Annotated in this window: 20 protein-coding genes; 8 read left to right on the top strand and 12 right to left on the bottom strand. The window is 72.5% G+C overall.

The genetic code is table 11. The features are described from left to right. Positions 1 to 7 precede the first annotated feature (7 nt). The 5 genes from FEF34_RS07115 to FEF34_RS07095 form a co-directional block, all read right to left on the bottom strand. Positions 8 to 2,554, bottom strand: a complete 2,547-nt coding sequence (locus tag FEF34_RS07115; protein ID WP_138052372.1) for a hypothetical protein — start codon at positions 2,552 to 2,554, stop codon at positions 8 to 10. Continuing rightward, entirely contained in the window at positions 2,551 to 2,940 is a 390-nt protein-coding gene (locus tag FEF34_RS07110; protein ID WP_138052371.1) for a DUF6507 family protein, read from the bottom strand. Before FEF34_RS07110 ends, FEF34_RS07115 begins: the two co-directional genes overlap by 4 nt. 48 nt (positions 2,941 to 2,988) lie before the next feature. Next, a complete protein-coding gene (locus FEF34_RS07105; protein ID WP_138052370.1) occupies positions 2,989 to 3,300 on the bottom strand; it encodes a pore-forming ESAT-6 family protein in 312 nt (103 codons plus the stop codon). 23 nt (positions 3,301 to 3,323) lie between these two features. Beyond that, positions 3,324 to 3,656: a hypothetical protein gene (locus tag FEF34_RS07100; RefSeq protein WP_138052369.1), complete on the bottom strand. Its 333-nt coding sequence runs from the start codon at positions 3,654 to 3,656 to the stop codon at positions 3,324 to 3,326. Between the two features lie 590 nt (positions 3,657 to 4,246). After that, positions 4,247 to 5,176 (bottom strand): hypothetical protein, encoded by a 930-nt coding sequence (locus tag FEF34_RS07095; RefSeq protein ID WP_171052857.1) that lies wholly within the window; start codon positions 5,174 to 5,176, stop codon positions 4,247 to 4,249. 271 nt (positions 5,177 to 5,447) lie between these two features. On the opposite strand from FEF34_RS07095, the gene gcl reads away from it, so the two are divergent. Then, a complete protein-coding gene (gcl, locus tag FEF34_RS07090; protein ID WP_138052368.1) occupies positions 5,448 to 7,235 on the top strand; it encodes a glyoxylate carboligase in 1,788 nt (595 codons plus the stop codon). 124 nt (positions 7,236 to 7,359) lie between these two features. Here gcl and FEF34_RS07085 read toward each other — a convergent pair whose 3' ends face one another. Next, on the bottom strand, positions 7,360 to 8,787 hold the full coding sequence (locus FEF34_RS07085; protein WP_138052367.1) for a glycosyltransferase 87 family protein: 1,428 nt from the start codon (positions 8,785 to 8,787) through the stop codon (positions 7,360 to 7,362). 113 nt (positions 8,788 to 8,900) lie between these two features. Here FEF34_RS07085 and FEF34_RS07080 point away from each other — a divergent pair, with 113 nt between their 5' ends. Both FEF34_RS07080 and FEF34_RS07075 read left to right on the top strand, forming a co-directional pair. Next, a complete protein-coding gene (locus FEF34_RS07080) occupies positions 8,901 to 10,034 on the top strand; it encodes a molybdopterin-dependent oxidoreductase (protein WP_138052366.1) in 1,134 nt (377 codons plus the stop codon). Then, positions 10,034 to 10,489, top strand: a complete 456-nt coding sequence (locus FEF34_RS07075; RefSeq protein WP_138052365.1) for a hypothetical protein — start codon at positions 10,034 to 10,036, stop codon at positions 10,487 to 10,489. The genes FEF34_RS07080 and FEF34_RS07075 overlap by 1 nt, the downstream gene beginning before the upstream one ends. Here FEF34_RS07075 and FEF34_RS07070 read toward each other — a convergent pair. Genes FEF34_RS07070 through FEF34_RS07055 form a run of 4 tightly spaced genes read right to left on the bottom strand, consistent with a single transcriptional unit; the run spans position 10,471 to position 13,660 of the window. After that, positions 10,471 to 11,136 (bottom strand): methyltransferase domain-containing protein, encoded by a 666-nt coding sequence (locus FEF34_RS07070; RefSeq protein WP_138052364.1) that lies wholly within the window; start codon positions 11,134 to 11,136, stop codon positions 10,471 to 10,473. The two genes, FEF34_RS07075 and FEF34_RS07070, sit on opposite strands and share 19 nt — an antisense overlap. Continuing rightward, the gene (locus tag FEF34_RS07065; RefSeq protein ID WP_138052363.1) at positions 11,133 to 11,828 is read right to left on the bottom strand and encodes a TIGR04282 family arsenosugar biosynthesis glycosyltransferase; all 696 of its coding nucleotides are present in this window, start codon (positions 11,826 to 11,828) and stop codon (positions 11,133 to 11,135) included. The genes FEF34_RS07070 and FEF34_RS07065 overlap by 4 nt, the downstream gene beginning before the upstream one ends. Continuing rightward, entirely contained in the window at positions 11,825 to 12,499 is a 675-nt protein-coding gene (locus FEF34_RS07060; RefSeq protein WP_407698261.1) for a glycosyltransferase family 2 protein, read from the bottom strand. The genes FEF34_RS07065 and FEF34_RS07060 overlap by 4 nt, the downstream gene beginning before the upstream one ends. Before the next feature lie 54 nt (positions 12,500 to 12,553). Continuing rightward, positions 12,554 to 13,660: an NAD-dependent epimerase/dehydratase family protein gene (locus tag FEF34_RS07055; protein ID WP_138052361.1), complete on the bottom strand. Its 1,107-nt coding sequence runs from the start codon at positions 13,658 to 13,660 to the stop codon at positions 12,554 to 12,556. A 222-nt stretch (positions 13,661 to 13,882) separates the two neighbouring features. Here FEF34_RS07055 and FEF34_RS07050 point away from each other — a divergent pair, with 222 nt between their 5' ends. Beyond that, positions 13,883 to 15,799 (top strand): NAD(P)-binding protein, encoded by a 1,917-nt coding sequence (locus tag FEF34_RS07050; protein WP_138057339.1) that lies wholly within the window; start codon positions 13,883 to 13,885, stop codon positions 15,797 to 15,799. 527 nt (positions 15,800 to 16,326) lie between these two features. Here FEF34_RS07050 and FEF34_RS07045 read toward each other — a convergent pair. Both FEF34_RS07045 and FEF34_RS07040 read right to left on the bottom strand, forming a co-directional pair. Then, positions 16,327 to 17,748 (bottom strand): flotillin family protein, encoded by a 1,422-nt coding sequence (locus tag FEF34_RS07045; protein WP_138052360.1) that lies wholly within the window; start codon positions 17,746 to 17,748, stop codon positions 16,327 to 16,329. A gap of 76 nt (positions 17,749 to 17,824) precedes the next feature. After that, positions 17,825 to 18,334 (bottom strand): hypothetical protein, encoded by a 510-nt coding sequence (locus FEF34_RS07040; protein WP_138052359.1) that lies wholly within the window; start codon positions 18,332 to 18,334, stop codon positions 17,825 to 17,827. Positions 18,335 to 18,948: 614 nt separating this feature from the next. Between FEF34_RS07040 and FEF34_RS07035 the strand changes: the two genes are divergently transcribed. The 4 genes from FEF34_RS07035 (at position 18,949) to FEF34_RS07020 (ending at position 25,232) form a co-directional block, all read left to right on the top strand. Next, positions 18,949 to 20,238: an LCP family protein gene (locus FEF34_RS07035; RefSeq protein WP_138052358.1), complete on the top strand. Its 1,290-nt coding sequence runs from the start codon at positions 18,949 to 18,951 to the stop codon at positions 20,236 to 20,238. A 340-nt stretch (positions 20,239 to 20,578) separates the two neighbouring features. Beyond that, the gene (locus FEF34_RS07030) at positions 20,579 to 22,834 is read left to right on the top strand and encodes a heavy metal translocating P-type ATPase (RefSeq protein WP_138052357.1); all 2,256 of its coding nucleotides are present in this window, start codon (positions 20,579 to 20,581) and stop codon (positions 22,832 to 22,834) included. A gap of 200 nt (positions 22,835 to 23,034) precedes the next feature. Continuing rightward, entirely contained in the window at positions 23,035 to 24,243 is a 1,209-nt protein-coding gene (locus FEF34_RS07025) for an NAD(P)/FAD-dependent oxidoreductase (RefSeq protein ID WP_138052356.1), read from the top strand. A 92-nt stretch (positions 24,244 to 24,335) separates the two neighbouring features. Beyond that, positions 24,336 to 25,232: an RNA polymerase sigma-70 factor gene (locus FEF34_RS07020; RefSeq protein ID WP_138052355.1), complete on the top strand. Its 897-nt coding sequence runs from the start codon at positions 24,336 to 24,338 to the stop codon at positions 25,230 to 25,232. The last annotated feature ends 615 nt before the right edge of the window (positions 25,233 to 25,847 follow it).

The following is a 25,847-nucleotide window of genomic DNA, read 5'->3' as shown; positions in this document are numbered from 1 at the left end:
CTCTCCTCTAGGTGATCTTGAAGTGTTCCAACACGGCACCAGCGTACGATCCCGTGTTCTCATTGGCCTTCACCAGGACGTACTGTAGTTTCTTGGCCTTCATCGCCTTGAGGAGTTCCAGTGCGATCCGACCGTCCGTCGGAGAACGTCCGGCGCGACTCTGCATCTGGGCGATGATCGTCTGGACGTACTCCTTGGTGCCCTGTTTGACCATTATGCCCTTGGCCGCGCCAGCACCCTTGCGCCATTCGAGATCGCCCTTTGGAGCTTTCGCCTCGACGATGAGGTAGTTCCCGTCGCCGAGCTTGTACAGCTGGTCGAACATGTCGGCGCCGTTGGGCGTCTTCGGAAGCGGGACCCACTCGGGTTCAGGGAACCCCTCGGGTACGACGTGATACCGGGCCGCGTCTTCGCCGAGTCGCTCGCCCATTTTGCTGTTGTTGGGCACATCACCGAGCTGCTGGTGGTAGGCGCGCTGCGCGGTTTCGAGGACGTCCTTCGTCGAGGTGGACGGGTTTTTCTCGAATGCCCTTTCCGCGTTGGTGAGGGCTGCGCCAACTTTGCGGTTCTTCGCCACATCGTTGAGGTGCTCGAGATGCGCGGGATCGACAGTGTCTGGCCGGAAGGGCGTCCGACCGAACCTGACCTCGGAAGGTCCGCTCGGCAGGTCGTACTTGGAGATCCAGTTGTCATTGGAGTCCTTGGCCAGGATGGGCAGCTCGACGCCGTTCTCCGTCGCTGACTTGTCCGAGCGGTGGCCACGCTTGTCGTAGTACTTCTTGAACCAGGTCTTGTCGGGGTCGTTGGCCTTCCGGATGTGCTCGTCCTGGATCTGCTTCCGCTCTGCGGCGGTCAGTTCCCGCTCTCCGCCACTGCTCCCGGTACCCTCGTCGGCGTGGTTCGCGGGCGGGACGGCCTCGTCGCCAACGTGGCCCGTGTCGCCCATGGCGTCGTCACCGGTCCGACCGAGGTCATGCAGGCGGCTACCTCCGTGGGCGCCAGAGTCCGTGCCGCCATGGCCGTTGGTGTTCGGCCCGGCACCGGACCTGGGCGTCTCAGTGCCGACGGCGTGTGCGGCTCCGACTCTGCCGGGTGCTTCGCCTGTCCTGTGGGCAGTGTCCCCGCTGCTGCCGCTCGAGGATGTCGCATGACCGGCCGGGTGCGGGAGGGTGTCCCCCGCGTGAGCGGTGGCCCCGGGCGTCCGGGAGCTCGCGCCGACACCGGCGAGCTCGTGCTCCCTCGCCGGAGTCCGCTCCGGTGTGGTGCGCGCACCCGCCGACGCTTCCTGGCGTGGTGTGTCACTGATGACGTTGCCGTGCTTGTCGACGGGGATGAACTGTCCGTCCTCGACGATGACTTTGGAGCCGTCGTCGAGTTCCAGCACGCTGTTGAGGCGTTGTGAGTCACCTGCGGCGGTGATGCCGGTTCGAATGTTCGCCGTCACGTCCGAGATCTTGGGAAGAGCGCTGACGGCCTTCCCGGACACTTTGAGACCTGCCGTGACCGGATCGATGTACTCGCCGATCTTGGCCGCGGTGGCAGCGGTCTTCGCTCCCGCGCCGGCCTTGCCGCCCTTGGAGGCGGCGGCCAGCGGGCCGGCGCCGAGTGTGAGGACGTTGAAGACGACGGTCGCGGAGGCGCGGGCGGGGTTCTCGCCCCACATGTCCCAGGCGACCAGGGACTTGCCGAAGTCCTTGGCGGCCTGCTTCTGCCGGATCTCGGTGGCGCTCTCCTCGTCCGGGCCGATCGCCCAGTCCATGAACGCGTCGTACGGGGTGATGGTGTATTGGCCGATGCCGCTGACGATGTCGCCGAGGTGGCTCCAGGCGTCCCCGGCCGCATCCGAGCCGTTCCAGCCGACCAGGGTGCCCAGTCCCTTGATGCCGCCCACGATGTTGTCGATGACCAGGCCGTCCCAGAAGAAGCTCTTGGCCCAGTAGCCGACTTCCCACGCGTGGTGGGACTCGCTTTCCGGTGTTCCCCAGGGCAGTTCCTTGGCCTGTTTGAGTGTGTCGGCGTCGTAGCCGTACATCACGGTCTCGCTGTTCGACGTGTGACTGCCGTCGTCGACCACGAACTCGGGCCCGCCCACGATCGCCGAGATCTTGGTGGCGGCCCTGCGCTCGGCCTCACGGAATGCGCTCTCCGCGGCGGCCACGCCGTCCATGAGCTCCTGATGGCGCTGGATCTTGCCCTCGTCGTATGTCCACTCGTCGTCGCCCTGGACGCCGTCGACGAACGTGATCGCATCCGACTTCAACCGGGCCAGGCGCTGGGCGAGCGGGCGCGCCTCCACGGAGAACGTGTCCAGCGCGTCGGCGACCGTCTCCAGCTTCGCGGCGAAGGAGTCGGCCTTGTCCATCACCGGCCGCGTCGTGGCGAACAGGTCGTCCGCTTCCGGCGCCGTGTAGAAGGCCTCCAGAGACTGGAAGCGGGAGTGCACGTCCTTGCCGCCGTTACGGATCCCGATGGCGTCGCTGCGCAGCCCGGAGACGTCCTTCTCCAACTGGTCCAGATCGCCGGTGAACTGCGAGATGCCGGACGGCTCGATCACCTGCCACCGCCCTGCTTGCCACCGGCACCCGGCAGATCGACCTTCGGGGCGGCAAGGGCCTTGTGCTGACTGGTGGCGGCCATGTCCAGATCCCCGAGGACGTAGTACGCGGTGGCCTCACGGGCTCCGTTCACCGACTTGGCCGCCCGCGCCCCGAGGAACGTCACGTCCGCCGCGGTCCTCTCCACGAACAGCGCCAGCGCTGCCCCGATCGCACCGGTCGGCCCGGCTCCGCCGTCCGCGCCGCTGATCGTGCCGGCCGACGCCGCCGCGCTCTCCACGTTCGTCCCGTACGACTTGACGTCCTCGGCCACATCGTCCATCGCGTCCTTCACGAGCGACGTCACGAACTCGACACCGGACGACGAGATGTCCCACGCAGGCATGCCGATCCCCCTGTTGCAACCCAGACCTTGCCGCTACCGCAGTGCCGGTCAGCCGATGCTGTCGACCGCCGCACGGGCCCTGGCCAACGTGGTCTGCGCGGTGCTGTCGTTCTGCTCCAGCGTGGTGCGCACCAACCGGATGATGTTGCGGACCTCGTTGGCTGCGCGGTTCCAGCGGACTTCCTTGCCGTGGTACTCGTCCGACACGCCGTCGGCCTGGTAGTCGGCCATCGCGGCCTTCACCGCCCGGTCACGGTCACCGAGCACCCGCTCCAGGTTCCCGATCACGGTCTGCAAGCTTCCCTGCACGTCGGTGGAGGCGCCGGTGTCGTAGGAGCGGCGGTCCTGGTTCTGTCCCATCCCGAAGAGTCCCCCTCGTTGCGTTAGCGTGCGCCGAACCGGGCGGCGTCGAAGTTGGCGGCGCCCATGTTCTTGTTGGCGTTGTCCTCCTGCTCCACGTCACCGCTGCCGAAGGCCTCGTCCATGCCCGCCTGACCGCCCAGGATCGAGCTCAGCGAACCGTTCAAGGCATCGGTGATCTCGTCCGCACGAATCTTGAACGAGTCGAACGCGGCCTTTCCCGCACCGTTGAACTTCCCCTCCAGCGGCTCCGCGGCAGCGATCAGCCACTGGATCAACGTGCCCAGATCGTCACTTGACCCGATCGTGCTCTTGCCGAGAGTCACCAGGGTCGTCGACCCCATGTCGAACTTCACGCACCCGCCCCCGTATCAATCATGTCGCACACCACCACAGTTCAGTTGTTCAACGTCACAACGGTCCCGTGTGCACCAGCTGTCACAGCGCGCCGAACATTCTCTCCCATGGAGCGTTGCAGGCGCAACGCGACTGGGACAGGTGACGTGATCTATGCCATGAGGCGTACGAGGAGGCATGGTCCTTCCCTCGAGAGCATCTGCGGTTGCCGCAGACCCGAAGTGGGATCGCCGAGTCGACCGTGCGGATGGAGGGGGAGTGGGAGCGGGTGTCGTGCCTGATGGTCAGCGGAAGACGGTGGCCGAGGCGATGGCCGAGGCGTCTGTTGAGGAGGCCGGGACGGGGCGGCCGAGCCGGTGACGATCGTTGCAGGCCACAGTGCTGTCGTGGATGTTCCGCTTCCACGTCGGGGAATAGTGCCAGCCCCCGCCGTTACGCATGACCACGGCTCCGCGGATACCGCCCTGGAACGAGGGTGGTCGGACAGCCGCACCTCGGCGGCCACTCGGAAGTCGGCCCGTACCTGGCGCCGCCGTCCAGTGCCTTGCCCAGCGCCCCGAGCCGGTCGGCCCAGCGTCCGGCCGCCCGGTCAGGCGCCCGTGGAGATCAGGTCCTTCGCCGGACCGTTCACCGGCTCGGGCGCGCCCGTGAGATCCATGACGAACAGGGGGACTCCGAGATCGTCCGCTCGTGCGCGGGCGTCCGCCGAGTAGCCCGCGAGTGAGAAGACGACGCTCCTGGCGGAGGAGTTCAGCCCGTTCAGCCAGAGGAGCTCCACCGCGCGCAGGGTGACGGGCCGGGTGGTCGGGTCCACCTGGGCGACCAGTCCCTGCGCGCGCAGATCGATCCCGGACGTGGTCCGCTCCTCGGGCTGCACGACCTGCTGGAAACCCAGCCAGCGCAGATACAGGGCAGCGGCCGTGACGGCGTCGCGTGCCGTGCGGATCGTGACCGGGCGGAACGCGGGACGGAGCTCCGGAGCGGTGTGCGGCGGCACGGGCAGGGGGAGGTCCTCCGCCGTCTCTTCCGCGGAGCCGGAGGGCAGCGGGGCCTCCCCGGGCGGGACGACCGGACCGGCCTGGTCCGTATGGCCGGAATCCCGGGAAGCGAAGACGCCGGAGGCGCCGGGTCCGTCCGGGCCGCCCGCCCCACCCGGCCCGCCGGTCCCGGAGGCCGCGAAGGTGCCGCCGGCGCCCGAGGCGGCGGTCGTGGTGCGGTGCGCCGCGGCCGCGCCCTCCGACGGCTCCGGCGTGGCGGTCACCGGTCGTACGGGGATCCGCAGCACCGTGCCGCAGGGGCAGCCGAGCTCCGGCTGCGGCCACTGGTCCTGTCGCCCGCACGCCAGACAGCGCACGGTGACCCAGTCGTCGGTCCAGGTGCGGTGGCGGATCGGCTCGGCCGGTGCCCCCCGCAGCAGGGGCGGTGCCAGCGGAGCCCCGCAGGCACAGGGATAGACGGGCGACGCGAACGTGTGCGAGCGGCGGCACACCGGGCAGCGCACCGGTACGTGATCTCCCATGTCCGTCCCCCTCCGGCGCTTCCGGGCACGCCTCGTGCTCCATCGTCCACCAACCGCGACCCCATGGGGAGGGAGTTCGGCCATCGGCGGCCCGCCCTTCCCTTGACGCGGTCCGGCATGCCGCTTACATTACTTCCGAATAGTAGAAGATGACTTCCGCATTACGGAAAAGCCGTGAGGCTGCGGAAGACGATCAGGGAACCAGCACGGAATCGACGCTCTCAGGTGGCGCGACAGAGCCCGATCCGCCAGGCCGAAGCAGGAGCACTCCATGCCCCGTATGACCGCCGCCCGAGCGGCCGTTGAGATCCTCAAGCGTGAAGGCGTCAGCCACGCGTTCGGTGTGCCGGGCGCGGCGATCAACCCCTTCTACAAGGCCCTCAAGGAGGGTGGCGGCATCGACCACACCCTCGCCCGCCACGTCGAGGGCGCCTCGCACATGGCCGAGGGCTACACCCGCGCCGAGCCGGGCAACATCGGTGTCTGCATCGGCACGTCGGGTCCCGCCGGCACCGACATGATCACTGGGCTCTACTCCGCCATCGGTGACTCGATTCCGATCCTGTGCATCACCGGCCAGGCGCCGACGAGCGTGATCCACAAGGAGGACTTCCAGGCCGTCGACATCGCGTCGATCGCCAAGCCGGTCACCAAGGCCGCCACGACCGTCCTGGAGGCCGCGCAGGTCCCCGGCGTCTTCCAGCAGGCCTTCCACCTGATGCGCTCCGGCCGTCCCGGCCCGGTCCTCATCGACCTGCCCATCGACGTCCAGCTCACCGAGATCGAGTTCGACCCCGAGACGTACGAGCCGCTTCCGGTCTGGAAGCCCGCCGCGACCCGCGCCCAGATCGAGAAGGCGCTCTCCTTCCTCCTGGAGGCCGAGCGTCCGCTGATCGTCGCCGGCGGCGGCATCATCAACGCCGACGCCTCCGACCTGCTCGTCGAGTTCGCCGAGATCACCGGCACCCCGGTCATCCCGACCCTGATGGGGTGGGGGACCATCCCGGACGACCACGAGCTCAACGCCGGCATGGTCGGTCTGCAGACCTCCCACCGCTACGGGAACGCGAACTTCCTGGAGTCCGACTTCGTCCTCGGCATCGGCAACCGCTGGGCCAACCGCCACACCGGCTACAAGCTCGACGTCTACACCCGCGGCCGGAAGTTCGTCCACGTCGACATCGAGCCCACCCAGATCGGCAAGATCTTCGCCCCCGACTACGGCATCACCTCGGACGCCGGGGCCGCGCTGCAGCTGTTCGTCGAGGTCGCCAGGGAGCTGAAGGCGGCAGGAAGGCTGCCCGACCGCTCCGACTGGGCCGCCTCCACGCAGGAGCGCAAGGCCACCCTGCAGCGCCGTACGCACTTCGACGACATCCCCATGAAGCCGCAGCGCGTCTACGAGGAGATGAACAAGGCCTTCGGCCCGGAGACGCGCTACGTCACCACCATCGGCCTCTCCCAGATCGCCGGCGCCCAGATGCTGCACGTCTACCGGCCGCGTCACTGGATCAACTGCGGTCAGGCGGGCCCGCTCGGCTGGACCATTCCGGCCGCCCTGGGCGCGGCCACCGCCGACCCCGACACCCCGGTCGTCGCCCTCTCCGGCGACTACGACTTCCAGTTCCTCATCGAGGAACTGGCGGTCGGCGCGCAGCACAGGATCCCGTACGTCCACGTCCTCGTGAACAACTCCTACCTGGGCCTGATCCGCCAGGCGCAGCTCGGCCTGGACATCGACTTCCAGGTCAACCTGGAGTTCGAGAACATCAACTCCCCGGAGCTGGGCGTCTACGGCGTCGACCACGTCAAGGTCGCCGAGGGGCTGGGCTGCAAGGCGATCCGCGTCACCGACCCCAGCGAACTCGGCGCGGCCTTCGAGCAGGCCAGGAAGCTCGCCGCCGAGCACCGGGTGCCGGTCGTCGTCGAGGCGATCCTGGAACGGGTCACCAACATCGCGATGAGCCGGACCGCGGACATCAGCGACGTCACCGAGTTCGAGGAGATCGCGACCGAGCCGGGCCACGCGCCCACCGCGATCGTGCCGCTGAAGAGCTGACCCGGCCGCCCCGGGTACCGCGGGGGCCGGTCCGCCGTGGTGCGGACCGGCCCCTCCGTCACGCCGTGGTGTCCGCGGCCGGGCGGATGCCCGACCGTCCGTCAGGGGGTGTGCGCACGCCGGTTCAGGCGCTGATCCCGGCGTTTCCCGAAGGCCTCGCGGAAGCCGGAGGCCCGGCCCGACGTGTCCCTTGCGGCCGGCCGCGGCCGGCCCGTCTGCGCAGCACCCACCCGGCGAGGACCGCCGCTGCCGCCGTCGCGTAGGCGATGGTGCCCACGGTGTCGCCGTGCCCGGGGAAGGCGGGGCCGGTGACGTACTTCGCCGCTCCGGCGACGGCGATGCCGAGCCATTCCCAGCGGCCGTCGAGGGCGACCAGGGCGACGAGGAGCAGGGCGTACCAGGAATAGCCGGGTGTCAGGAGCAGGAAGGCGGTCCCCGTGACCACCAGGGCACCGCTCCACGGCCGTTCCGGGTCCCCGCGCAGGACCACGTACGCCACGACGGCGAGCATCGCCACCACCACGACCGGCAGAGTCCAGTCGTCCGGCAGGACCAGACGCAGCAGCGCATAGCGGTTCCTGGCGGAGGCGTCGTCGTAACCCTCCTCGCGGACGTAGCCGCTGAGGAAACCGAGGACCGAGCCCCGCGACGCCAGCACGTACGGCAGGTAGAGCACGGCGACGACGCCGGCCGCCGGCAGCAGCACGGCCAGGGCGTCCCGGGCGCGCCGCACGCCGGACAGCGCGCCCGGGATCAGTACGGCGGGCAGCAGCTTCGCCGCGACGGCCACGCCCAGCAGGGCCCCGCCCGCCGCTCGGTGCCGGACGACGGCGGCCAGGGCGGCGACGGAGAAGAGCACGCCGAGGACGTCGACGTGGGCGTTGTTCACGGCCTCGACGGGCACCGCCGGGCACCAGGCCCAGTAGGCCGCTCTCCACGGCGCCGCACCGCGGCGACGCAGCACCAGCAGCAGCGCGGCCGCGGTGGCGACCGAGAGCAGTGCCCCGCCGGTCTGCAGCGGTTTGTGCCGCGTGCCCTCGGGGGACAGGGTCTCGACCAGGAGGAAGTAGCCCTCCGCGACGGGCGGGTAGACGGTGTTGACCCGGGGCCGGTTGATCCGGGTGCACACGCCGTCGCCCACGGTCGCCCGGTCGGGTCCGGCGCAGGCGGCGCGCCCCTCGGGAAAGAGCCAGGCGTCGCGCAGCGGGACGAGTTCGGGGGCCGCGGGGACGTGGTCGTACGGAGAGATCCCGGCCGCCTGCACCCGGCCGTCCCAGGCGTACCGGTAGGAGTCGGTGCTGGTGCGCGGCGGTGCGACGAGGCCCGTCGCAGCGACGGCGACCGCGCCGGCCATGACGAGCACCACCGCGGTCCGGTCCGGGGCCTTCCGCAGCGCCCACAGACCTGCCGCGAAGAGCAGCCAGGCGGCCGCGTACCAGAGCGACAGACGCCCCGGGGCGGAGTAGTAGTCGTCCGCGCGCACGGTGCCGACGAGTACGGCGACGAGGCCGGCGAGGAGCAGGACGGTCACGGTGGTGCGGCGGCTGGGCATGGCGCCCAGCCTGGCAGCGCCGCGGGTGCCGGAACGGTATACCGGATGCGCCGTCCGCGTTTCGTAAGGTGTCCGAGCCGCCGATCGGGCCGTTCCGGCGGTCTCATGGATACATGAGAACGCGACTTCGGCCACCGTCCTTCTCCGGCAGACTCCACGACGCGCGAACGGCCACGGCGATCGGCCGCTGGCTGGGCGCGGCGATCGCCGTGTGCTTCCTCACCGGCCTCATCAGCCACTACCTGCAGCATCCGCCCGGATGGCTCGCGAACGAGCTGCCGCCGCGCCCGGTGTGGGGCTACCGGCTGACCCAGGGCCTCCATGTCGCCTCCGGCCTGGCGGCCATCCCGCTGCTCCTGGCGAAGCTGTGGGCGGTGTACCCGCGGCTGTGGGTGTGGCCTCCGGTGCGTTCCGTGAAGCACGGCCTGGAACGGCTCTCGGTGGGGGTCCTGGTCGCCGCGGCCGTGTTCCAGTTGTTCACCGGGCTGCTGAACATCGTCGAGTGGTATCCGTGGCCGTTCTCGTTCGTACCGGTCCACTTCGCCGTCGCCTGGCTGGTCGCCGGCGCCGTGCTGCTGCACGTGGCCGTCAAGGCGCCCGAGATCAGGGACCACTGGAGTCGCAGGTCGCCCGGCACGCTCACGCTGCCGCCGGAGGACGCACCGGACCGCAGGTCGCTGCTGGTGGCCGTCGGCGCGGCGGTCACCGCCGTGACCCTGACCACCGTGGGTCAGGCGTTCACTCCGCTGAAGAGACTGGATCTGCTGGCACCGAGACATCCCGGGATCGGCCCGCAGGGGCTGCCGGTGAACCGGACGGCCGCCGCGGCGGGCGTCACCGCCGCGAAGGTCGCGGACTGGCGCCTGGAGGTGCTGGGGCCGCGCCGCTACACGCTCACCCTGGACGAACTGCGGGCACTTCCGCAGGCCGAGGCCGTACTGCCGATCGCCTGCGTCGAGGGATGGAGCGCCTCGGCGCACTGGGGAGGCGTACGCGTCCGGGACCTCCTGGAGCGCGCGGGCGCCTCCGGGGACGCGGGGCTGCGCGTGGTCTCGATGGAGGTGCGCGGCGCCTACCGCGTGATGGAGATGGGCCGCGAGTACGCCCACGACCCGCTGACACTCCTGGCCCTGACCCTCAACGGCCAGGTGCTGTCGGCCGACCACGGTTTCCCGGCACGGATCATCGCCCCGAACCGCCCCGGTGTCCTGCAGACTAAATGGGTCACCCGGCTGGAGGTCCTGTGATGGCCCGGCGTGGAGGTGCCGCGCTGCTCCGGTACGCCGCCGGAGGTCTGGGGGTGGCGCTCATGGCCGTGGGCACGGGGCTGCTCCTCTCCGCCCGCGACGCCTGGGGAGCGGTGGTGTGGCTGGCGGGAGCGCTCGTCCTGCACGACGCGGTGCTCGCTCCGCTGGTCCTCGGCGTGGGAATGCTGGTCGCGGCCCTGCCCGCTCGGGGTGTGGTGCGGGGGGCGCTCGTCGTGGGCGGCTCGCTCGTGCTGATCACGCTGCCGCTGCTGCTCCGTCCCGGCGCTCCGCCCAACCCGTCCGCGCTGCCGCTGCCCTACGGACGGAACCTGGTGATCGTGCTGGGAGCGGTTGCCGGTGCCGCCGGCCTGGTCCTCCTCGTCCGGCGGCTTCACCGCGGGCCGCGGCGCACCGAGGACGACGGCAGTCGGCGGCGTCAGGCCCCGCGACGCTGAGCGGGGCCGCGCAGTTCGACGAAGCTGCGCCCGGCCGCCGTCCACTGCCCGGCCGGGGTCCAGCCGGCTCCCGCCGCGTGCGCGCACAGGGCGCGGGCCCCGAGGCGTGCCCAGGGGAACGGGGCCCCGCGTTCCCCTCTGCCGTTGACGACGGTGACCTCGACGCGTTCGTCGGCGTCCTCGTCGTCCGCGGAGGTCTCGGCTATCAGCACCGCTCCGGGCGCGGTGACCTCGGACACGCGGCGCATGAGCGCGGCCGGGTCTCCGCCGATGCCGACGTTGCCGTCGATCAGCAGCGCCGTTCCCCAGCGGCCCTCGTCGGGCACCGGTTCGAAGACCGACCGGAGCAGGGCCGTCCCGCCCGCCCGGACGGTACGGGCCACCGCCTCCGGACTCACGTCGATCCCGAGTACGCGGTGTCCCCTCGCCTCGAGTGCGACGACGAGCCGTCCGGGACCGCAGCCGATGTCCAGCACGGGGCCGTGGCACCGGCTCAGCACGGTCAGGTCGGCGGAGTCCGGTCCCTCGCACCAGCGCTCCACCTCCAGGGGCAGGAGCCATCCGTCGCGACGGCGCAGGAAGAGCGGCCCGCGGCCCGTGCGCAGTGCGTCCGTGTAGGGGTCGGCGCGCCACGCGGTCGCCGTCATCGCGGACCCGCCGGCGAAGGACCGTCCCCGGGCCGCGTGCGGGACCGGTCCGCGCGGTCCGGTGCGGCGGAGGCCGGGACCAGCCGTGCGTACACGGCCGCGAACCGGCTTCCCGCCGCCTCCCGGGCCACCAGCCGCGCGTCCGCGGCGGTGTCCACGTCGCGCAGGGTCGGCAGTTCGCCCACGCGCAGTCCGGCGCCGACCAGCCGGTGGCGCTGCGCGGCCCCGGTCCCGGGCACGGACATCGGTACTCCGCGCAGCAGTTCCGGGTCCGGTGCGGCCAGTCCCAGCGCCCAGAACCCGCCGTCGGCCGCGGGCCCGAACCAGGCGTCGTGCTCGTGCCACGCCCGCGGCGCGAGCGCGGGGGCGAGGAGGTCCGCAGAGAGTTGCGGGGTGTCCATCCCGACCAGCAGCGCCGGGCCCGCACACAGGGAGAACGCCGCGGCCAGCCGCTCGTCGAGCCGGCCCGCGCCCTGGGGCACCACGTCGAAGCCCGACGGCAGCCAGTCGCGGGCCGTCCCGTCCAGGACGAGCACACGCCGCTCCGCGGGAAGTCCGGCGACCACCGCGAGGGTGTCGGCGAGCGCGGCCTCGGCGAGCAGCGCCGCCTGAGCCGGGCTGAACGGAGGGCACAGCCGCGTCTTCACCCGGCCGGCTACCGGTTCCTTGGCGATGACGAGAAGCGTGGTCACCGCGCACCACCGGCCTCGCCCAGCACCCGGCGCATGTCGTGCACCGCCTGCCAGGTGCCCCGCCAGGTTCCGGTCACCTTCGACTTCCCGGTCCGGGGCAGGTAGGGCACGTCCTCCTCCCGCACCCGCCAGCCGGCGTCCGCGGCCCGCACCACCATCTGCAGTGGATAGCCGCTGCGACGGTCCGTCAGCCCCAGCCCCAGCAGCCCCTCGCGGCGCGCCGCCCGGAGCGGACCCAGATCGTGGAGCCCGAGGCCGGTCCGCCGGCGCAGCATCCAGGACAGCGCGAGGTTCCCCGCGCGGGCGTGCGCCGGGAAGGCCCCCCGGCCGGCGGGCCGTCGCCGCCCCAGCACCAGGTCGGCCTCGCCTTCCGCCACGGCACGGGCGAAGGGGACGAGGAGTCCGGGATCCAGGGACGCGTCGCAGTCGCAGAAGCACACGATGTCCGCCTCCGCGGCCAGCAGTCCCGCGTGGCAGGCCGCCCCGAACCCGCGCCGTTCCTCGCGTACGACGGTCGCCCCCAACTCCCGGGCGATTCCGGCGGAGCCGTCAGTGGAGCCGTTGTCGACGACGATGGCGCGCCATCCGGCAGGGACGCGTTCGAGGACCCAGGGCAGCGCCCCGGCCTCGTTCAGACAGGGAAGTACGACGTCAGTGGTCACGACTTTCACCGTACGAATCAGCGGCGAACAAAGCGGACATCGACCCCTTACGAAACGCGGACGTCATCCTCCGTGAGCAGCCGTGCCGTACCGCGCCGCCCTGCCGGCGGTCTGTGCGGCGCCGGGTGCGCGCTGCGCCGCACGGGCGAACTCGGCCATGCCTTCGCGGAACCCCGTGCAGGACGACCAGCCGAGGTCGCGCCGCAGCCGGCGCGAGTCCGCCGTGATGTGCCGGACGTCGCCCAGCCTGAACTCGCCGGTGACGACCGGATCGGGCCCGCCGCACGCGGTCGCCAGCGCCGCGGCCATCTCGCCGACGGTGTGGGGCTCCCCGCTGCCCGTGTTGTACGCGGTGAGAACGCCCGCCTCCCGTTCCGCGACCGCCTCCAGGGCCGCGACGTTCGCCTCGGCGACGTCCCGGACGTGGACGAAGTCCCTTCGCTGTCCACCGTCCTCGAACACGCGGGGCGCCTCGCCCCGGGCCAGCGCCGACCGGAAGAAGGAGGCCACCCCCGCATACGGGGTGTCCCGGGGCATCCCCGGCCCGTAGACGTTGTGGTAGCGGAGAGACACGGCCCGGCCGTCCGTCGCACGTGCCCAGGCGGCCGTGAGGTGCTCCTGCGCCAGCTTCGTCACGGCGTACACGTTGCGCGGGTCGCACGGGGCGTCCTCGTCGACGAGACCGGGGACCAGTTCCGCGCCGCACCGCGGGCACGGCGGTTCGAACCGCCCCGCCGCCAGATCGGCCGCCGACCTGGGACCCGGCCGCACCACCCCGTGGCGGGGGCATGCGTAACGCCCCTCCCCGTACACGACCATCGAACCGGCGAGCACCACCTGACGCACCCGCGCCTCCGCCGCCGCGGCGAGGAGCGTCGCCGTCCCCAGGTCGTTGCAGCTCACATAGCCGGGCGCATCGGCGAAGTCCTTGCCGAGCCCCACCATCGCCGCCTGGTGGCAGATCGCGTCCACGCCGTGCAGGACCGCGGAGAGAACCGTCGTGTCGCGGACGTCGCCATGGACGAACCCGGACTCCGGCGGGGCCGGAGGCCCGTGGTGGGCGGTGGGCAGCAAGGCGTCCAGGACCACCGGTTCGTGGCCCCGCCCGATGAGTGCCGAGACGATGTGCGCGCCGATGAAGCCGGCGCCTCCTGTGACGAGTACGCGCATGCCGCCGACGCTAGGGTCCGTCTCCGCCGCCTGCCCGCTGCCACGCCAGGACGTAAGACTTCCGTCACGACCTCCTCCGCCGAGCCGACCCGCGCAGGGACGCTTTCGGCAGGCCAACGGCCCCGACCCGCGGCCGTGTTGAGGTGCGCCGCAGGGGGACGGCACGGCAATGTATGGCATGTGCATCCCATTCCTCAGCAGTCGCGGCCCGCCGCGGGCCACATGCTCGTCAGCGGTGACGACGCCCTCGCCCATCGGCTCGCCGCCGAACTCCGCGACGTCTACCGGCAGCAGGTCACGCTCCTCGTCCCGCCCAGCCGCTCGTCCACGAGCCCGCCCGCCGACGTGGACGCCCCGTCGGGCGGCCGGGCCCTCGCCCTCCTCGGCAGGGTGTCGGCGGGCATCGTCCGTACGGGAGCGAGCCGTGCCGCCGTGAACGGTGGAGCCGGCCGTCCGGAGGAGATGTCCGTGACCGTGAGGGAGACGGACGATCCCGACGACGTCGCGCTCCGGGACGCCGGGGTCGAGACCGCGCAGGCGCTCGCCCTGGTGCACGAGGACGACGAGACCAACATCCGCGCCGCGCTCACGGCCCGCCGGCTGAACCCCCGTCTGCGTCTGGTCATCCGCCTCTACAACCGCAAGCTCGGCCAGCACCTGGAGGAACTGCTCGACCAGGCGGCCGCCCTCGCCGTACCCGGGATGGACGCCGACGACATAGACTCGTCCACCACCGTACTGTCGGACGCCGACACCGCCGCTCCGGCGCTCGCCGCGACCGCCGTCACCGGAACCAGCAAGATCGTCCCGGCCGGCGGGCTGCTCCTGCGCACCGCCGAGAGGCTCCCGCCGGGACGCGGCGGGACCGCGGACCAGGGGCTGTGCACGCTGGCGCTGCTGTCCTCCACCAGCAGCGACCCCGCCGGCGTGGAGGGATCCGACGACAGCGGTTCCGACGGACCGCTCCTGCTGCCCGACGACGCCGCCGTGGCCGCGGCGTCCGGCCGCGGGAGGATCGTGCTCGAAGCCGTCACCGGCCCGGAGCCCGGGCACGGCAGCCGTCTGAGCGGCCCCGCACTGCCGTTCCGGGAGCTCTTCTCCCGTCGAGTGCGCTGGTCGTTCGCGGGCGTCGGCGCGGCCGTCACCGCCCTGGCCGTCGCGTCCTGGGTCACCGCCGGCGGCCACCCGCTCCACGCCGCCTACATCACGCTCCTCGACCTCTTCTCCATCAACGACCCCGCGGTCGGCGAGGAGCCCGACCGCCAGGTCCTGCAGCTGCTGACCGGGCTCGTGGGGCTCCTGCTGCTGCCCCTGCTCGTCGCCGCCGTGCTGGAGGCGCTCAGCTCCTTCCGCTCGGCGACCGCCCTGCGCCGGCCCCCACGAGGTCTGGCCGGGCATGTCGTCCTGCTGGGCCTCGGCAAGGTCGGCACCCGTGTCCTCGGCCGGCTGCATGAACTCGGCACGCCCGTCGTCTGCGTCGAGAACGACCCCGAAGCCCGTGGCGTGGCCCTCGCCCGCCGGCTGCGCGTGCCCGTGATCATCGGGGACGTCACCCAGGAGGGCGTGCTCGAGGCCGCCAGGACCCACCGGGCGCGCGCGCTGCTGGCCCTCACCAGCTCCGACACCACCAATCTCGAAGCCGCCCTGTACGCCCGCTCGATCGCCCCCGACCTCCGGGTGGCGCTCCGGCTGTACGACGACGACTTCGCCACCGCCGTCTACCGGACGCTGCGTGCCGCCCATCCCGGGGCGCTCACCCGCAGCAGAAGCGTGACGTCGCTCTCCGCCCCCGCCTTCGCCGGTGCCATGATGGGCCGTCAGGTGCTCGGAGCCGTCTCCGTCGAGCGACGGGTGCTCCTCTTCGCCGCACTCGAAGTGGCCGACCTGCCGCAGCTGGAGGGCCACACGATCGCAGAAGCGGTCAGTCCGGGCAGATGGCGGGTGCTCGCCCTGGACATGACGGCGCCGGGCGACCGGCTTCCGGACCTCTCCGCCGCCCCGCCCGACGACGGGACGCACCACACCTCCGGTCTGCTCTTCGACCTCCACCCCGGACACCTGCTGCGCCCCGGTGACCGCGTGGTCGTCGCCGCCACTCGCCGTGGTCTGGCGGAACTACTCGGGCCCCGGGCCCGGTAGCCGCGTCCGCCGAGGGGGAGACGGCGGCCGGCGGGCGTGCTCGTCGGCGGGGAGACGGTGCCTGGTGGGCGCGCTCGTCGGCCGGCCGACGGTCCGGGCCGCACCCGGGGCGTACACGCCCCCGAAGCGGAACTCCCGCTCATCGGCGGGCTGAGCACCCGCCACCCGCCCACCGGAGGACGTAACGCCCGCCGCCTGACGGAGGCCCGAACGGCGCTGCTCCCCGCGGAAGCGCCACCGACAGATCCCGAGAGGGCCGGGCGTGCTTGCCGACGGGCGTGTGCCGCGCCGGGCGAGCCCGCGTGAGGAGCCCCTACCGGTGCGTGCCGGGGTGCCGCTCGCCGAAGACCGCCTGCCGGTGCCGGGGTGCTCGCCGAACAGCGGCGGACCGCGCCGGGCATACCCCTCTGGGCTGCCCGGCGCGGTCCGCCGCTCCCGGTGCGTGGCGTCCTCGCCACCTCCGGCGGACGTTCCCGCCCCTCGTCCCGAGGACCCGGCCCGCCCTCCCGCCGGCCGATGGCCCCTGCTCAGGCGATCGGCACCGGACCGTTCTCCACGGCCTTGCCGGGCTCCGGCTTCGGGCCCTTCTGCGTGATGCCCCGCAGCAGCTCGGCGAGGTCGACCCCCGTGGTGGAACCCAGGAGCTCCAGGCCCTGGGCGACGTTGTCCGCCACGGCTCGCGGCAGCTTGCCGGCGCCGTCGGTGGAGATGACGGTCATCTTGTCGATCGCGCCGAGCGGTTCGGCAGCCTTGCCGACCACCTGCGGCAGTACCTCGACGAGCATCTGCAGCACCGCGGCGTCGCCGTACCGCTCGAAGGCGTCGGCCTTCTTCTGCATGGCCTCCGCCTCGGCCGACCCCCTGGCGGCGATCGCTGCGGCCTCCGCCTCGCCCTCGATACGGACCGCGTCGGCGAGCGCCGCGCGGTGCGCCTTCTCGCCCTCACCGGTCAGACGGGCGCGCTGGGCGTCGGCCTCGGCCTCCTTCACCAGGGCGACACGACGCGCCTCGGCCTCCTGCTCGGCCTGGTACCGGGCCGCGTCGGCGGGCTTGCGGACCTGGGTGTCGAGTTCCCTGTCGGTCAGGGCCGCCCGGCGTTCCGCGACCTTCTCCTGCTGGCTGAGGATCTCCTGCTGCCGGTCGGCCTCGGCGAGCGGCCCGGCCGCGGCGGCCTTCGCGGCCGCCTCGTCCGTCTCCGCCTTGATCTCGGCCTGCTTGAGGGCGAACGTCCGCTGCGCGACGGCGATCTCCTCCTCTGCCTTCAGTCGCGCCTGCTCCGAGGCCCGCCGGGCCACCGCCTCGGCGATGTCGGCCTCCTGCTTGGCCCGCGCCGCCTCCGGGCGTCCGAGGTCCTCGAGGTAGGAGCCCTCGGTGGTGATGTCCTGGATCTGGAACGCGTCCAGCACGAGGCCCTGTCCCGAGAGGCTGGCCTCGGCCTCCTCCGCGACCTGGCCGGCGAAGGCGGCCCGGTCCCGGATGATGTCCTCCACCGACATCCGGCCGACGATGGAGCGCAGCGCGCCGGAGAGCACCTCCTGGGTGAAGCCGACGATCCCGTCCTGCTGGACGAGGAAGCGCTGGGCGGCGGCCCGGATCGAGTCCTCGCTCCCGCCGACCTTGACGATCGCCACGCCCTCCAGGTTGGCCTTGATACCGCGCAGCGTGACCGCGCCCCGGACGGCGACGGGGATGTGCCTGCTGGAGAGGTCGAGGATGAACCTCTGCTGCACGAACGGCACGACGAACACGCCACCGCCGACGACGACCTTCTGGCCGCTGTTGTCGGTGAAGATCCGCCCGGTCTCGGGATCGGTGGCCTTCTTGCCGCGCCGGCCGGTGATGATGAACGCCTCACTGGGGCCTGCGACCTTGTATCGCGTGATCACGACGAGGGCCAGCAGGACGAGGAGTACGGCGACTCCCACCACGGCGATGACGACTGGACTCATGGTGCTCCCCCCTGCCTCCCGGAGGGCGGCAGATCAGTTGTCGAATGTCGAACGGGACGGGCGCCGGGACGGAACGTCAGCGCTCGACGGGGCGTACGAGGACGGAGGTGGCCGACAGGGCGGCCTCCACCCAGACCTCCGCGCCGCGCTGGACGGGCGTGGCCGACCTGGCGGCGAACTTCACGGGCTGACCGGCCACGCGCAGCAGCACCTCGCCGTAGCCGCCGGCCGGGATGGCCGTCACCACGGAACCTCCGGTGCCGAGGAGGTCCTCGCCCCGCGGGGCTGCGGCGCTCCTGTCCCGCATGAGCGCGCGGCTGAGCCGCCAGGTCAGCCGTGCCGCGAGCAGGCCGGCGAGAACTCCCGCCACCGTGGCGGCGGTCGGGCCCAGGCCCGTCGTGCCCAGCACGATCGCGCCGGTGAACCCGAGCATCGAGACGAAGCCGGCGATCACCGGAAGCGAGAGCCAGCCGTCGAACAGGCCGTCCAGCACCCCGCCGAGGAAACCTTCCAGCACCCCGTCGAGGACGAGTGAGAGCGCCAGCAGGACGATGCCCACGATGCCGAGACCGAGAAACAAACCCATGACCAGCACACCCCCTGACCTTTGAACGCCCCGATGGACGCATCGTCCCATGCACACCGAGCGGAATTCATTGCCGTGTCACGGCAGTCTTTACGACTTCCTGATGCCGTGCCTCGCCATGCTGCCGCGGCCCGACCGGCGATGTGCGGCCACACGGGTGGGCCGCTGCCGTTCCCGGCGTCTGCGTTCCCGGCGCCGGTCCCGGCCGGGCGCCGCGTCGCCCTGCTCCGTACGGACGGTCGCGGAGGGGGTGGCCGCCGGCCCCGCGCCCCACACGCCTCGCGCGGCCCGGGTGTCGTCGCGGCCCGATGCCTTCTACCCGGACGTAGAGTGCTTGGACCTTGCCGTCCGACGACAGCGCGTCCCGACGACGGGCGGGCGCCGATCCGCCCGGGCAGTGGAGGAACTTCGACGTGAGCGATGCGCCCGGGCAGCCCCCGGAGAGAACGCCACCTCCTGCGAGAACGCGGCCCCGGGCGTCAACCCGGCCTTCCGCCACGACCCGGCAGCCCCCGGGGACGACGGGACGGGGCCTGCCGGGTGGGACCGACGGGCGGAGCCGGTGGGGTCCGGCCCGCGGCCCTGCCCGGCGCGGCCGGAGGACGCCGAGGGGCGTGGCGGCACTCGCGGTGCTGCTCGCCGCCGCCACGGCCGCCGGCGTCTGGGTCTACCGGGACCTGCAGGGCAACATCCGTTCCGCGGACGTGGACAACAAGATCGGAGACGACCGCCCGCCCAGCACGAGTCCCGGCTCCAAGAACATCCTCGTGGTCGGTTCCGACTCGCGGGCCGGGGCCAATGCCCGGTACGGCAGTGGTTCGACCACCATGCGGTCCGACACGCTGATGGTCCTCCACCTCGCGGCGAGCCGGAAGTGGGCGACCGTGGTGTCCTTCCCCCGCGACTCGTGGGTGAAGGTGCCGGCGTGCGACCGCGGCGACGGCAGCACCTCGAGCCCCCACCACGCCAAGATCAACGAGGCGTTCGCGATCGGGGGCACCGGCGGGGAGGTCGCGGGCGCCGCCGCCTGCGCGATCAAGACGGTCGAGCAGAGCACCGGACTGCGCATCGACCACTTCATGTCGGTGGACTTCCAGGGGTTCAAGGGCATGGTCAACGCCCTCGACGGGATGGAGGTCTGCCCCACCGCCGCGATCCGTGACGAGAAGGCCCGCCTCGACATCCCCGCCGGCTGCCAGACCGTGCGGGACGAGGACGCCCTCGGCTATGTACGCGCCCGCTACGGCGTCGGCGACGGTTCCGACCTCGGACGCATCGGCCGGCAGCAGGAGTTCATGCGTGCCCTGGCCGACCGGGCGCAGCAGAAGCTGACCAGCCCCGGCGCGATGTACGGGCTGCTGGACTCCGCCACCAAGTCGCTCACCACGGACAAGGCGCTCGCCGGGATCCAGCCCCTGTACGGTCTCGTCTCCCGGCTCAAGGCGATCCCACCCGGCCGGCTGACGTTCGTGACCGTGCCCAACTACCCCCGCAGCATGGACGTGCCGTCCGACACGGCGAACGTCGTCTGGCAGTACCCGGCGGCCGCCGATCTGTTCGCGGCACTCGCCCGGGACCGGGAGGTCCGCAAGGAGACCGTCGCGGCCGCCGGAGAGAAGCCCCTGTACGCGAGCAGCGTCCGCGTACGGGTGCTCAACGGCACCGGCACACCGGGTCTCGCCTGGGAGGCCGCCCAGTCGCTGCGCCGGGCCGGATTCACCGTCACCGGAACCGGCAACGCGTCCGCGGCGGCCCGGACCTCCGTGACCCATCCGGCGGGGCTCGGAGAGCAGGCCCGCGCCCTGGCCTCCCGGCTGCCGGGGACAACCGTGGCGGAGAGTGCCGACGCGCCGGAGGGCATGGTCACCCTGACGGTGGGGGGTGACTTCACCGGCATGCCCTGAGCCGCGGCCCACCGCGGCCGATCCGAGAGCACCCCGTACGGCAACCCGCACCTCGCGCCCCACAGCCGTAGCGCCCGTGCCGCCCGGGGTACTCCGGACGCCGTCGGCGGGCGCGGGATGCGGACGCCCGTGGCCGAGCAGATCCCGGAAGGCGACGGCGAGCTTCGGGGCGTCCCCGTCGTGGAAACGTCGCTTGCGGCCGGATACGGGGAGGGGGTATGTATGGCGTCGACGTCGAGATGTACCCCTAGGGGGTATAGTCTCCAGGAGGATCGGGCGCCGGACGAGGGGAGCCCCGCCGGCGGCCGGCCCCGCCCCATCCACGAGCCCAGGAGCAGGGATGACTGCCACGGTCCACGGCACCGCCGAGGTCGAACTCGCGATCGGCGGCATGACCTGCGCCTCGTGCGCCGCCCGTGTCGAGAAGAAGCTCAACCGCATGGACGGTGTGGAGGCCACGGTCAACTACGCCACCGAGAAGGCGAAGATCTCCTACCGCGGCGACGAGGTCTCCGTCCGCGATCTCATCGCCACCGTCGAGGCGACCGGCTACACCGCGATCGAGCCCCCGCCGCCCCGCACCCGCGCCGAACCCGGTGACGCCGGGACGGGGGCGGAGGACGGGTTGCGGCCGCTGCGGCAGCGGCTGATCACCGCGGTGGTGCTGTCGGTGCCCGTCATCGCCATGGCGATGGTCCCGGCCCTGCAGATCCAGTACTGGCAGTGGCTCTCGCTCGCCCTGGCCGGGCCCGTGGTGACGTACGCGGCCTGGCCGTTCCACCGAGCGGCCCTCACCAACGCCCGGCACGGGGCCGCCACCATGGACACGCTCGTCTCGGTCGGCACCTCGGCGGCGTTCCTGTGGTCGCTGTGGGCCCTGTTCTTCGGCACCGCGGGCGAGCCGGGCATGACCCACGGCTTCGAGCTGACCATCGCCCGCACCGACGGCGCGGGCAACATCTACCTCGAAGCCGCCGCCGGCGTGACCGCGTTCATCCTGGCCGGCCGGTACTTCGAAGCCCGCTCCAAGCGCCGGGCCGGCGCCGCGCTGAAGGCTCTGATGGAACTCGGCGCGAAGGACGTGACCGTGCTGCGCGCCGGCGGGGAACAGCTGGTCCCCGTCGCGGAACTGGCCGTCGGCGACCGCTTCCTGGTGCGCCCGGGCGAGAAGATCGCCACCGACGGCACCGTCGTCGAAGGCTCCTCCGCCGTGGACGTGTCCATGCTCACCGGCGAGTCCGTACCCGTGGAGGTGTCCGTCGGCGACCCCGTCACCGGAGCCACCCTCAACGCCGGCGGTCGGCTCGTCGTCGAGGCCCGCCGGGTCGGCGCGGACACCCAGCTGGCGCGGATGGCGAAGCTGGTCGAGGACGCGCAGAACGGCAAGGCCGCGGCGCAGCGGCTGGCCGACCGGATCTCCGCCGTGTTCGTGCCCGCCGTCATGGTCCTGGCCCTGGGCACGCTCGGCTTCTGGCTCGGCAGCGGGGCGGGGTGGACGGCGGCGTTCACGGCCGCGGTCGCCGTCCTGATCATCGCCTGCCCCTGTGCGCTGGGACTCGCCACGCCCACCGCGCTCATGGTGGGCACGGGGCGCGGCGCCCAGCTCGGCATCCTGATCAAGGGGCCCGAGGTCCTGGAGAACACGCGCAGGGCCGACACGATCGTCCTCGACAAGACCGGCACGGTGACCACCGGGAGGATGACCCTCCTCGGCGTCCACACCGCGGAGGGGACCGACGAGACCGAGGCCCTGCGGCTGGCCGGGGCGCTGGAGCACGCCTCCGAGCACCCCATCGCCCAGGCCGTGGCGACCGGGGCGGCCGAGCGGGTCGGGGCGCTCCCGGCGGCCGAGGACTTCGTGAACCTCCCCGGCCTCGGCGTGCAGGGCGTCGTCGCCGGGCACGCCGTCCTCGTCGGCCGCGAACGGCTTCTCGCCGAGTGGGCCATCGCGCTCCCGGCCGAGCTGGACCAGGCCAGGACGGAGGCGGAGGCCGCTGGCCGGACCGCGATCACCGTGGCCTGGGACGGCGAGGCGCGGGCGGTCCTGGAGGTCGCCGACGCGGTGAGGCCGACGAGCGCCGAGGCGGTGCGGCGACTGCGGGCCCTCGGGCTGACGCCGATCCTGCTGACCGGTGACAACAAGGCCGTCGCCGAGGCGGTCGGGTCGGAGCTCGGCATCGAGCGGGTGGTCGCCGAGGTCATGCCCGAGGACAAGGTCGACGTGGTGCGGCGTCTGCAGGAGGAGGGCCGGACGGTGGCCATGGTCGGCGACGGGGTCAACGACGCGGCCGCGCTCGCCCAGGCCGATCTCGGCCTGGCGATGGGCACCGGAACCGACGCCGCCATCGAGGCGGGGGACCTGACTCTGGTGCGCGGCGACCTTGGGGCGGCGGCGGACGCGATCCGGCTGTCGCGCAGGACGCTCGGCACGATCAAGGGCAACCTCTTCTGGGCCTTCGCCTACAACGTCGCCTCGCTTCCGCTGGCCGCGGCGGGCCTGCTGAACCCGATGATCGCGGGCGCGGCGATGGCCTTCTCCTCGGTCTTCGTCGTCGGCAACAGCCTGCGCCTGAGGGGCTTCCGTCCGGCGGACTGAGGGAGCGGGGGGACGGCGTGTCCTGACGCGTGCCGTCAGCGGGAGTCCTGCGGGGACCCGGAACCGCGGCCTAACCGCACCGGCGAGAGGGTGCGGACGCGGCTCCCGCCGAGCCGGTGAAGTGATCTGAATCACATCCCGTCACAACGGTCGGCGATGCGGTGACTTAAGGCCGAACACCCGGAACCGGAGGAGGAATCATGACGGGGAACTCGCACGTGGTCGTGATCGGTGGCGGATACGCGGGCGTCATGGCCGCGAATCGGATGACGATGCGCGACGACGTGACCGTGACGCTGATCAACCCGCGTCCGGACCTTGTCCACCGGGTCCGCCTGCACCAGCTGGTGGGCGGGTCCGACGACGCGGTCGTCGCGTACCGGGACGTCCTGGCCGGGCGCGTCCGGCTGGTGGTCGACACCGTGACCCGGATCGACGCGGCCGAGCGCAGCGTGACGCTCGCGTCCGGCGGCACGCTCGACTACGACTACCTGATCTACGCCGTGGGCAGTGGCAGCGCCGAGCCGAGCGTGCCCGGGGCAGTCGAGTTCGCCCGCCCGCTCGCCACCCTGGAGGAGGCGCAGCGGCTGCGTGCGGTGCTCGACGCCACGCCCGCGACGGCCCCGGTGACGGTGGTCGGCGCCGGTCCCACGGGCATCGAGACCGCCGCCGAACTGGCGGAGCGGGGGCGCCGGGTGACGCTGGTCTGCGGCGGCGTTCTCGGCCCGTACCTGCACACGCGGGGCCGGCGCTCGGTCGCGAAGCGGCTGGCCGAGCTCGGTGTGACGGTCGTCGACGGCTCCGGTGCGAAGGTGACGGGGGTGACCCGCCATGCCGTGCGGCTCGCCGACGGTCGTGAGCTGCCGAGCGAGGTCACCGTCTGGACCGTCGGCTTCGGCGTCCCCGACCTGGCCGCGCGCAGCGGGCTGAGCACCGACGCCGTGGGCCGTCTGCTCACGGACGAGACGCTGACGAGCGTGGACGACGCGCGCATCGTCGCGGCCGGGGACTCGGCGGCACCGTCCGGCCAGGCGCTGCGGATGAGCTGCCTGAATGCGTCACCGCTGGGCGCGCGGGCCGCCGACACACTGCTCAGCCGGCTCGCGGGGGAGCAGCCGGACCACCTCCACCAGGGCTTCTACGCCCAGTGCATCAGCCTGGGCCGGAGCGCGGGCATCTACCAGTTCGCCAACCGGTCCGACGCCGCGGTGTGGCTGCACATCGGGGCGGGCCCGGGCGCCAGGATCAAGGAACTGGTCTGCAGGAAGATCCCCCAGCACCTGTCCGGAGAGGCGCGGAAGCCCGGTTCGTACCGCCTGCACCGTATGCCGGGAGGCGTCGCCAAGCGCCGGGAACTGCTGCGCGCCCACCCCGCCGAGGAACCGGCCTCGGCCGATCGGGCAGTCTGACCGGTGGGCGCTGGGAGGATCTTGCTGTGCACGCACACGAACGCGGTCTGCCGCCACGGCCGACCGCGAAGGACGAGGGGAAGGGGGGAGGGTTGAGCGACGACGCCACCGAACCGGCGACCGAGGCCTTCCTCGCCCACCGCAACCTGCTCTTCACCGTCGCCTACGAGGTACTCGGATCGGCGGCCGACGCCGAGGACGTCCTCCAGGAGACCTGGCTGCAATGGGCCAAGGCCGACCGGGGGCAGGTGCGCGACCAGCGCGCCTTGCTGGTCCGGATCACCACGCGCCAGGCGCTCAACCGGCTGCGCACCATCAAGCGCCACCGGGAGGCGTACGTCGGCCCCTGGCTTCCCGAACCGCTGCTCACCGCGCCGGACGTGGCCGAGGACGTCGAGCTCGCCGAGAGCGTGTCCATGGCGCTGATGCTCGTCCTGGAGACGTTGTCGCCGACCGAGCGGGCCGTCTTCGTGCTGCGCGAGGTCTTCGACGTCGGCTACGACGAGATCGCGGCCGCCGTCGACAGGAGCCCGGCAGCCGTCCGCCAGATCGCCCACCGCGCCCGCCGGCACGTCGATTCCCGGCGCCCCCGCCGGGTGGTCTCCTCGAACGAGTGCCGAGCGGTCCTGGAGTCTTTCCGGCGCGCCGTCGAAACCGGGGACCCGCAGGCCCTCCTCGAGGTGCTCGCACCCCAGGTCGTCCTGATCAGCGACGGGGGCGGCATCAAGCACGCCGCGCTGCGGCCGGTCACCGGCGCGGAGCGGGTGGCCCGAATGTTCGCCGGCGGCATCTCCAAGGTCGAAGGCGCGATCACCGCCGAACCGACGGTGGTCAACGGCAACCCGGCACTCCTCGTCCGTCTGGACGGCGAGATCGACGGCGTCATGGCGGTCGGCACCGAGGACGGCCGCATCACCGGCCTCTACTACGTCCGCAACCCCGAGAAGCTGTCCCACGTCACATCCCCGACCCCGCTCACCCTTCGCTGAGCACCGACGGCCCCCGTCGCCTCACCTGCGGGATCCGGTCCCGGGTGACGGGGGCCATGTCGGCGACGGCGCAAGCCGCGCTGCGCGCCCGGCCCATGCGGGTGGTTGCCGCCCGACGGTGCGAGGCTGGCGCGACAGGACGTTCGCGCCGCCGGGCGGGGTTCAGGGGGCTCACAGGGCTCACGGAGCCGGATGAGTGGAACGATCTCCCGCAGCCGTAGCCGTAGCCGTAGCCGTAGCCGTAGCCGTAGCCGTAGCCGCAGCCGCAGCCGCAGCCGCAGCCGCAGCCGCAGGGAGTCGGCGTCCGGGCGCCGCGGAGTCCGGCAGGGTCGCGCCAGGACCGCGGCGGGGCGATGGGCTTTCCCGCCGGCCCCTCCCTCAGGTCTGGAAGGGGGCCGGGTCGGCCCGTACCACCGCACCGGCTCGCACGCCGCCGCGGTCCTCCGGCAGGCGCCGGCCGTGCGGCCGGCACCGTGTCCTCGCCGTCGGCCACCCCTCATCCGGGCCGGCGGTCCGGACGGCGCACGCACGCGGAACCTCCCGGTCTGCATGCGTACGCGGTCTCGGTCTCGGCACCCCCGACCGCTGCCGCGGCCGTTGTGATCGCCGCGGGGT

The organism is Streptomyces marianii (genome assembly GCF_005795905.1).
Classification (GTDB): domain Bacteria; phylum Actinomycetota; class Actinomycetes; order Streptomycetales; family Streptomycetaceae; genus Streptomyces; species Streptomyces marianii.
This window is presented reverse-complemented; position numbering and strand designations above follow the sequence as displayed.

Coding starts and splice junctions, on each gene's coding strand:
- FEF34_RS07070 (WP_138052364.1), bottom strand. CDS start 11,136: ATGACGGCGACCGCGTGGCGCGCCGACCCCTACACGGACGCACTGCGC.
- FEF34_RS07050 (WP_138057339.1), top strand. CDS start 13,883: ATGCTCGTCAGCGGTGACGACGCCCTCGCCCATCGGCTCGCCGCCGAA.
- FEF34_RS07045 (WP_138052360.1), bottom strand. CDS start 17,748: ATGAGTCCAGTCGTCATCGCCGTGGTGGGAGTCGCCGTACTCCTCGTC.
- FEF34_RS07105 (WP_138052370.1), bottom strand. CDS start 3,300: ATGGGACAGAACCAGGACCGCCGCTCCTACGACACCGGCGCCTCCACC.
- FEF34_RS07040 (WP_138052359.1), bottom strand. CDS start 18,334: ATGGGTTTGTTTCTCGGTCTCGGCATCGTGGGCATCGTCCTGCTGGCG.
- FEF34_RS07055 (WP_138052361.1), bottom strand. CDS start 13,660: ATGCGCGTACTCGTCACAGGAGGCGCCGGCTTCATCGGCGCGCACATC.
- FEF34_RS07110 (WP_138052371.1), bottom strand. CDS start 2,940: ATGCCTGCGTGGGACATCTCGTCGTCCGGTGTCGAGTTCGTGACGTCG.
- FEF34_RS07080 (WP_138052366.1), top strand. CDS start 8,901: ATGAGAACGCGACTTCGGCCACCGTCCTTCTCCGGCAGACTCCACGAC.
- FEF34_RS07030 (WP_138052357.1), top strand. CDS start 20,579: ATGACTGCCACGGTCCACGGCACCGCCGAGGTCGAACTCGCGATCGGC.
- FEF34_RS07085 (WP_138052367.1), bottom strand. CDS start 8,787: ATGCCCAGCCGCCGCACCACCGTGACCGTCCTGCTCCTCGCCGGCCTC.
- FEF34_RS07075 (WP_138052365.1), top strand. CDS start 10,034: ATGGCCCGGCGTGGAGGTGCCGCGCTGCTCCGGTACGCCGCCGGAGGT.
- FEF34_RS07095 (WP_171052857.1), bottom strand. CDS start 5,176: ATGGGAGATCACGTACCGGTGCGCTGCCCGGTGTGCCGCCGCTCGCAC.
- FEF34_RS07025 (WP_138052356.1), top strand. CDS start 23,035: ATGACGGGGAACTCGCACGTGGTCGTGATCGGTGGCGGATACGCGGGC.
- gcl (WP_138052368.1), top strand. CDS start 5,448: ATGCCCCGTATGACCGCCGCCCGAGCGGCCGTTGAGATCCTCAAGCGT.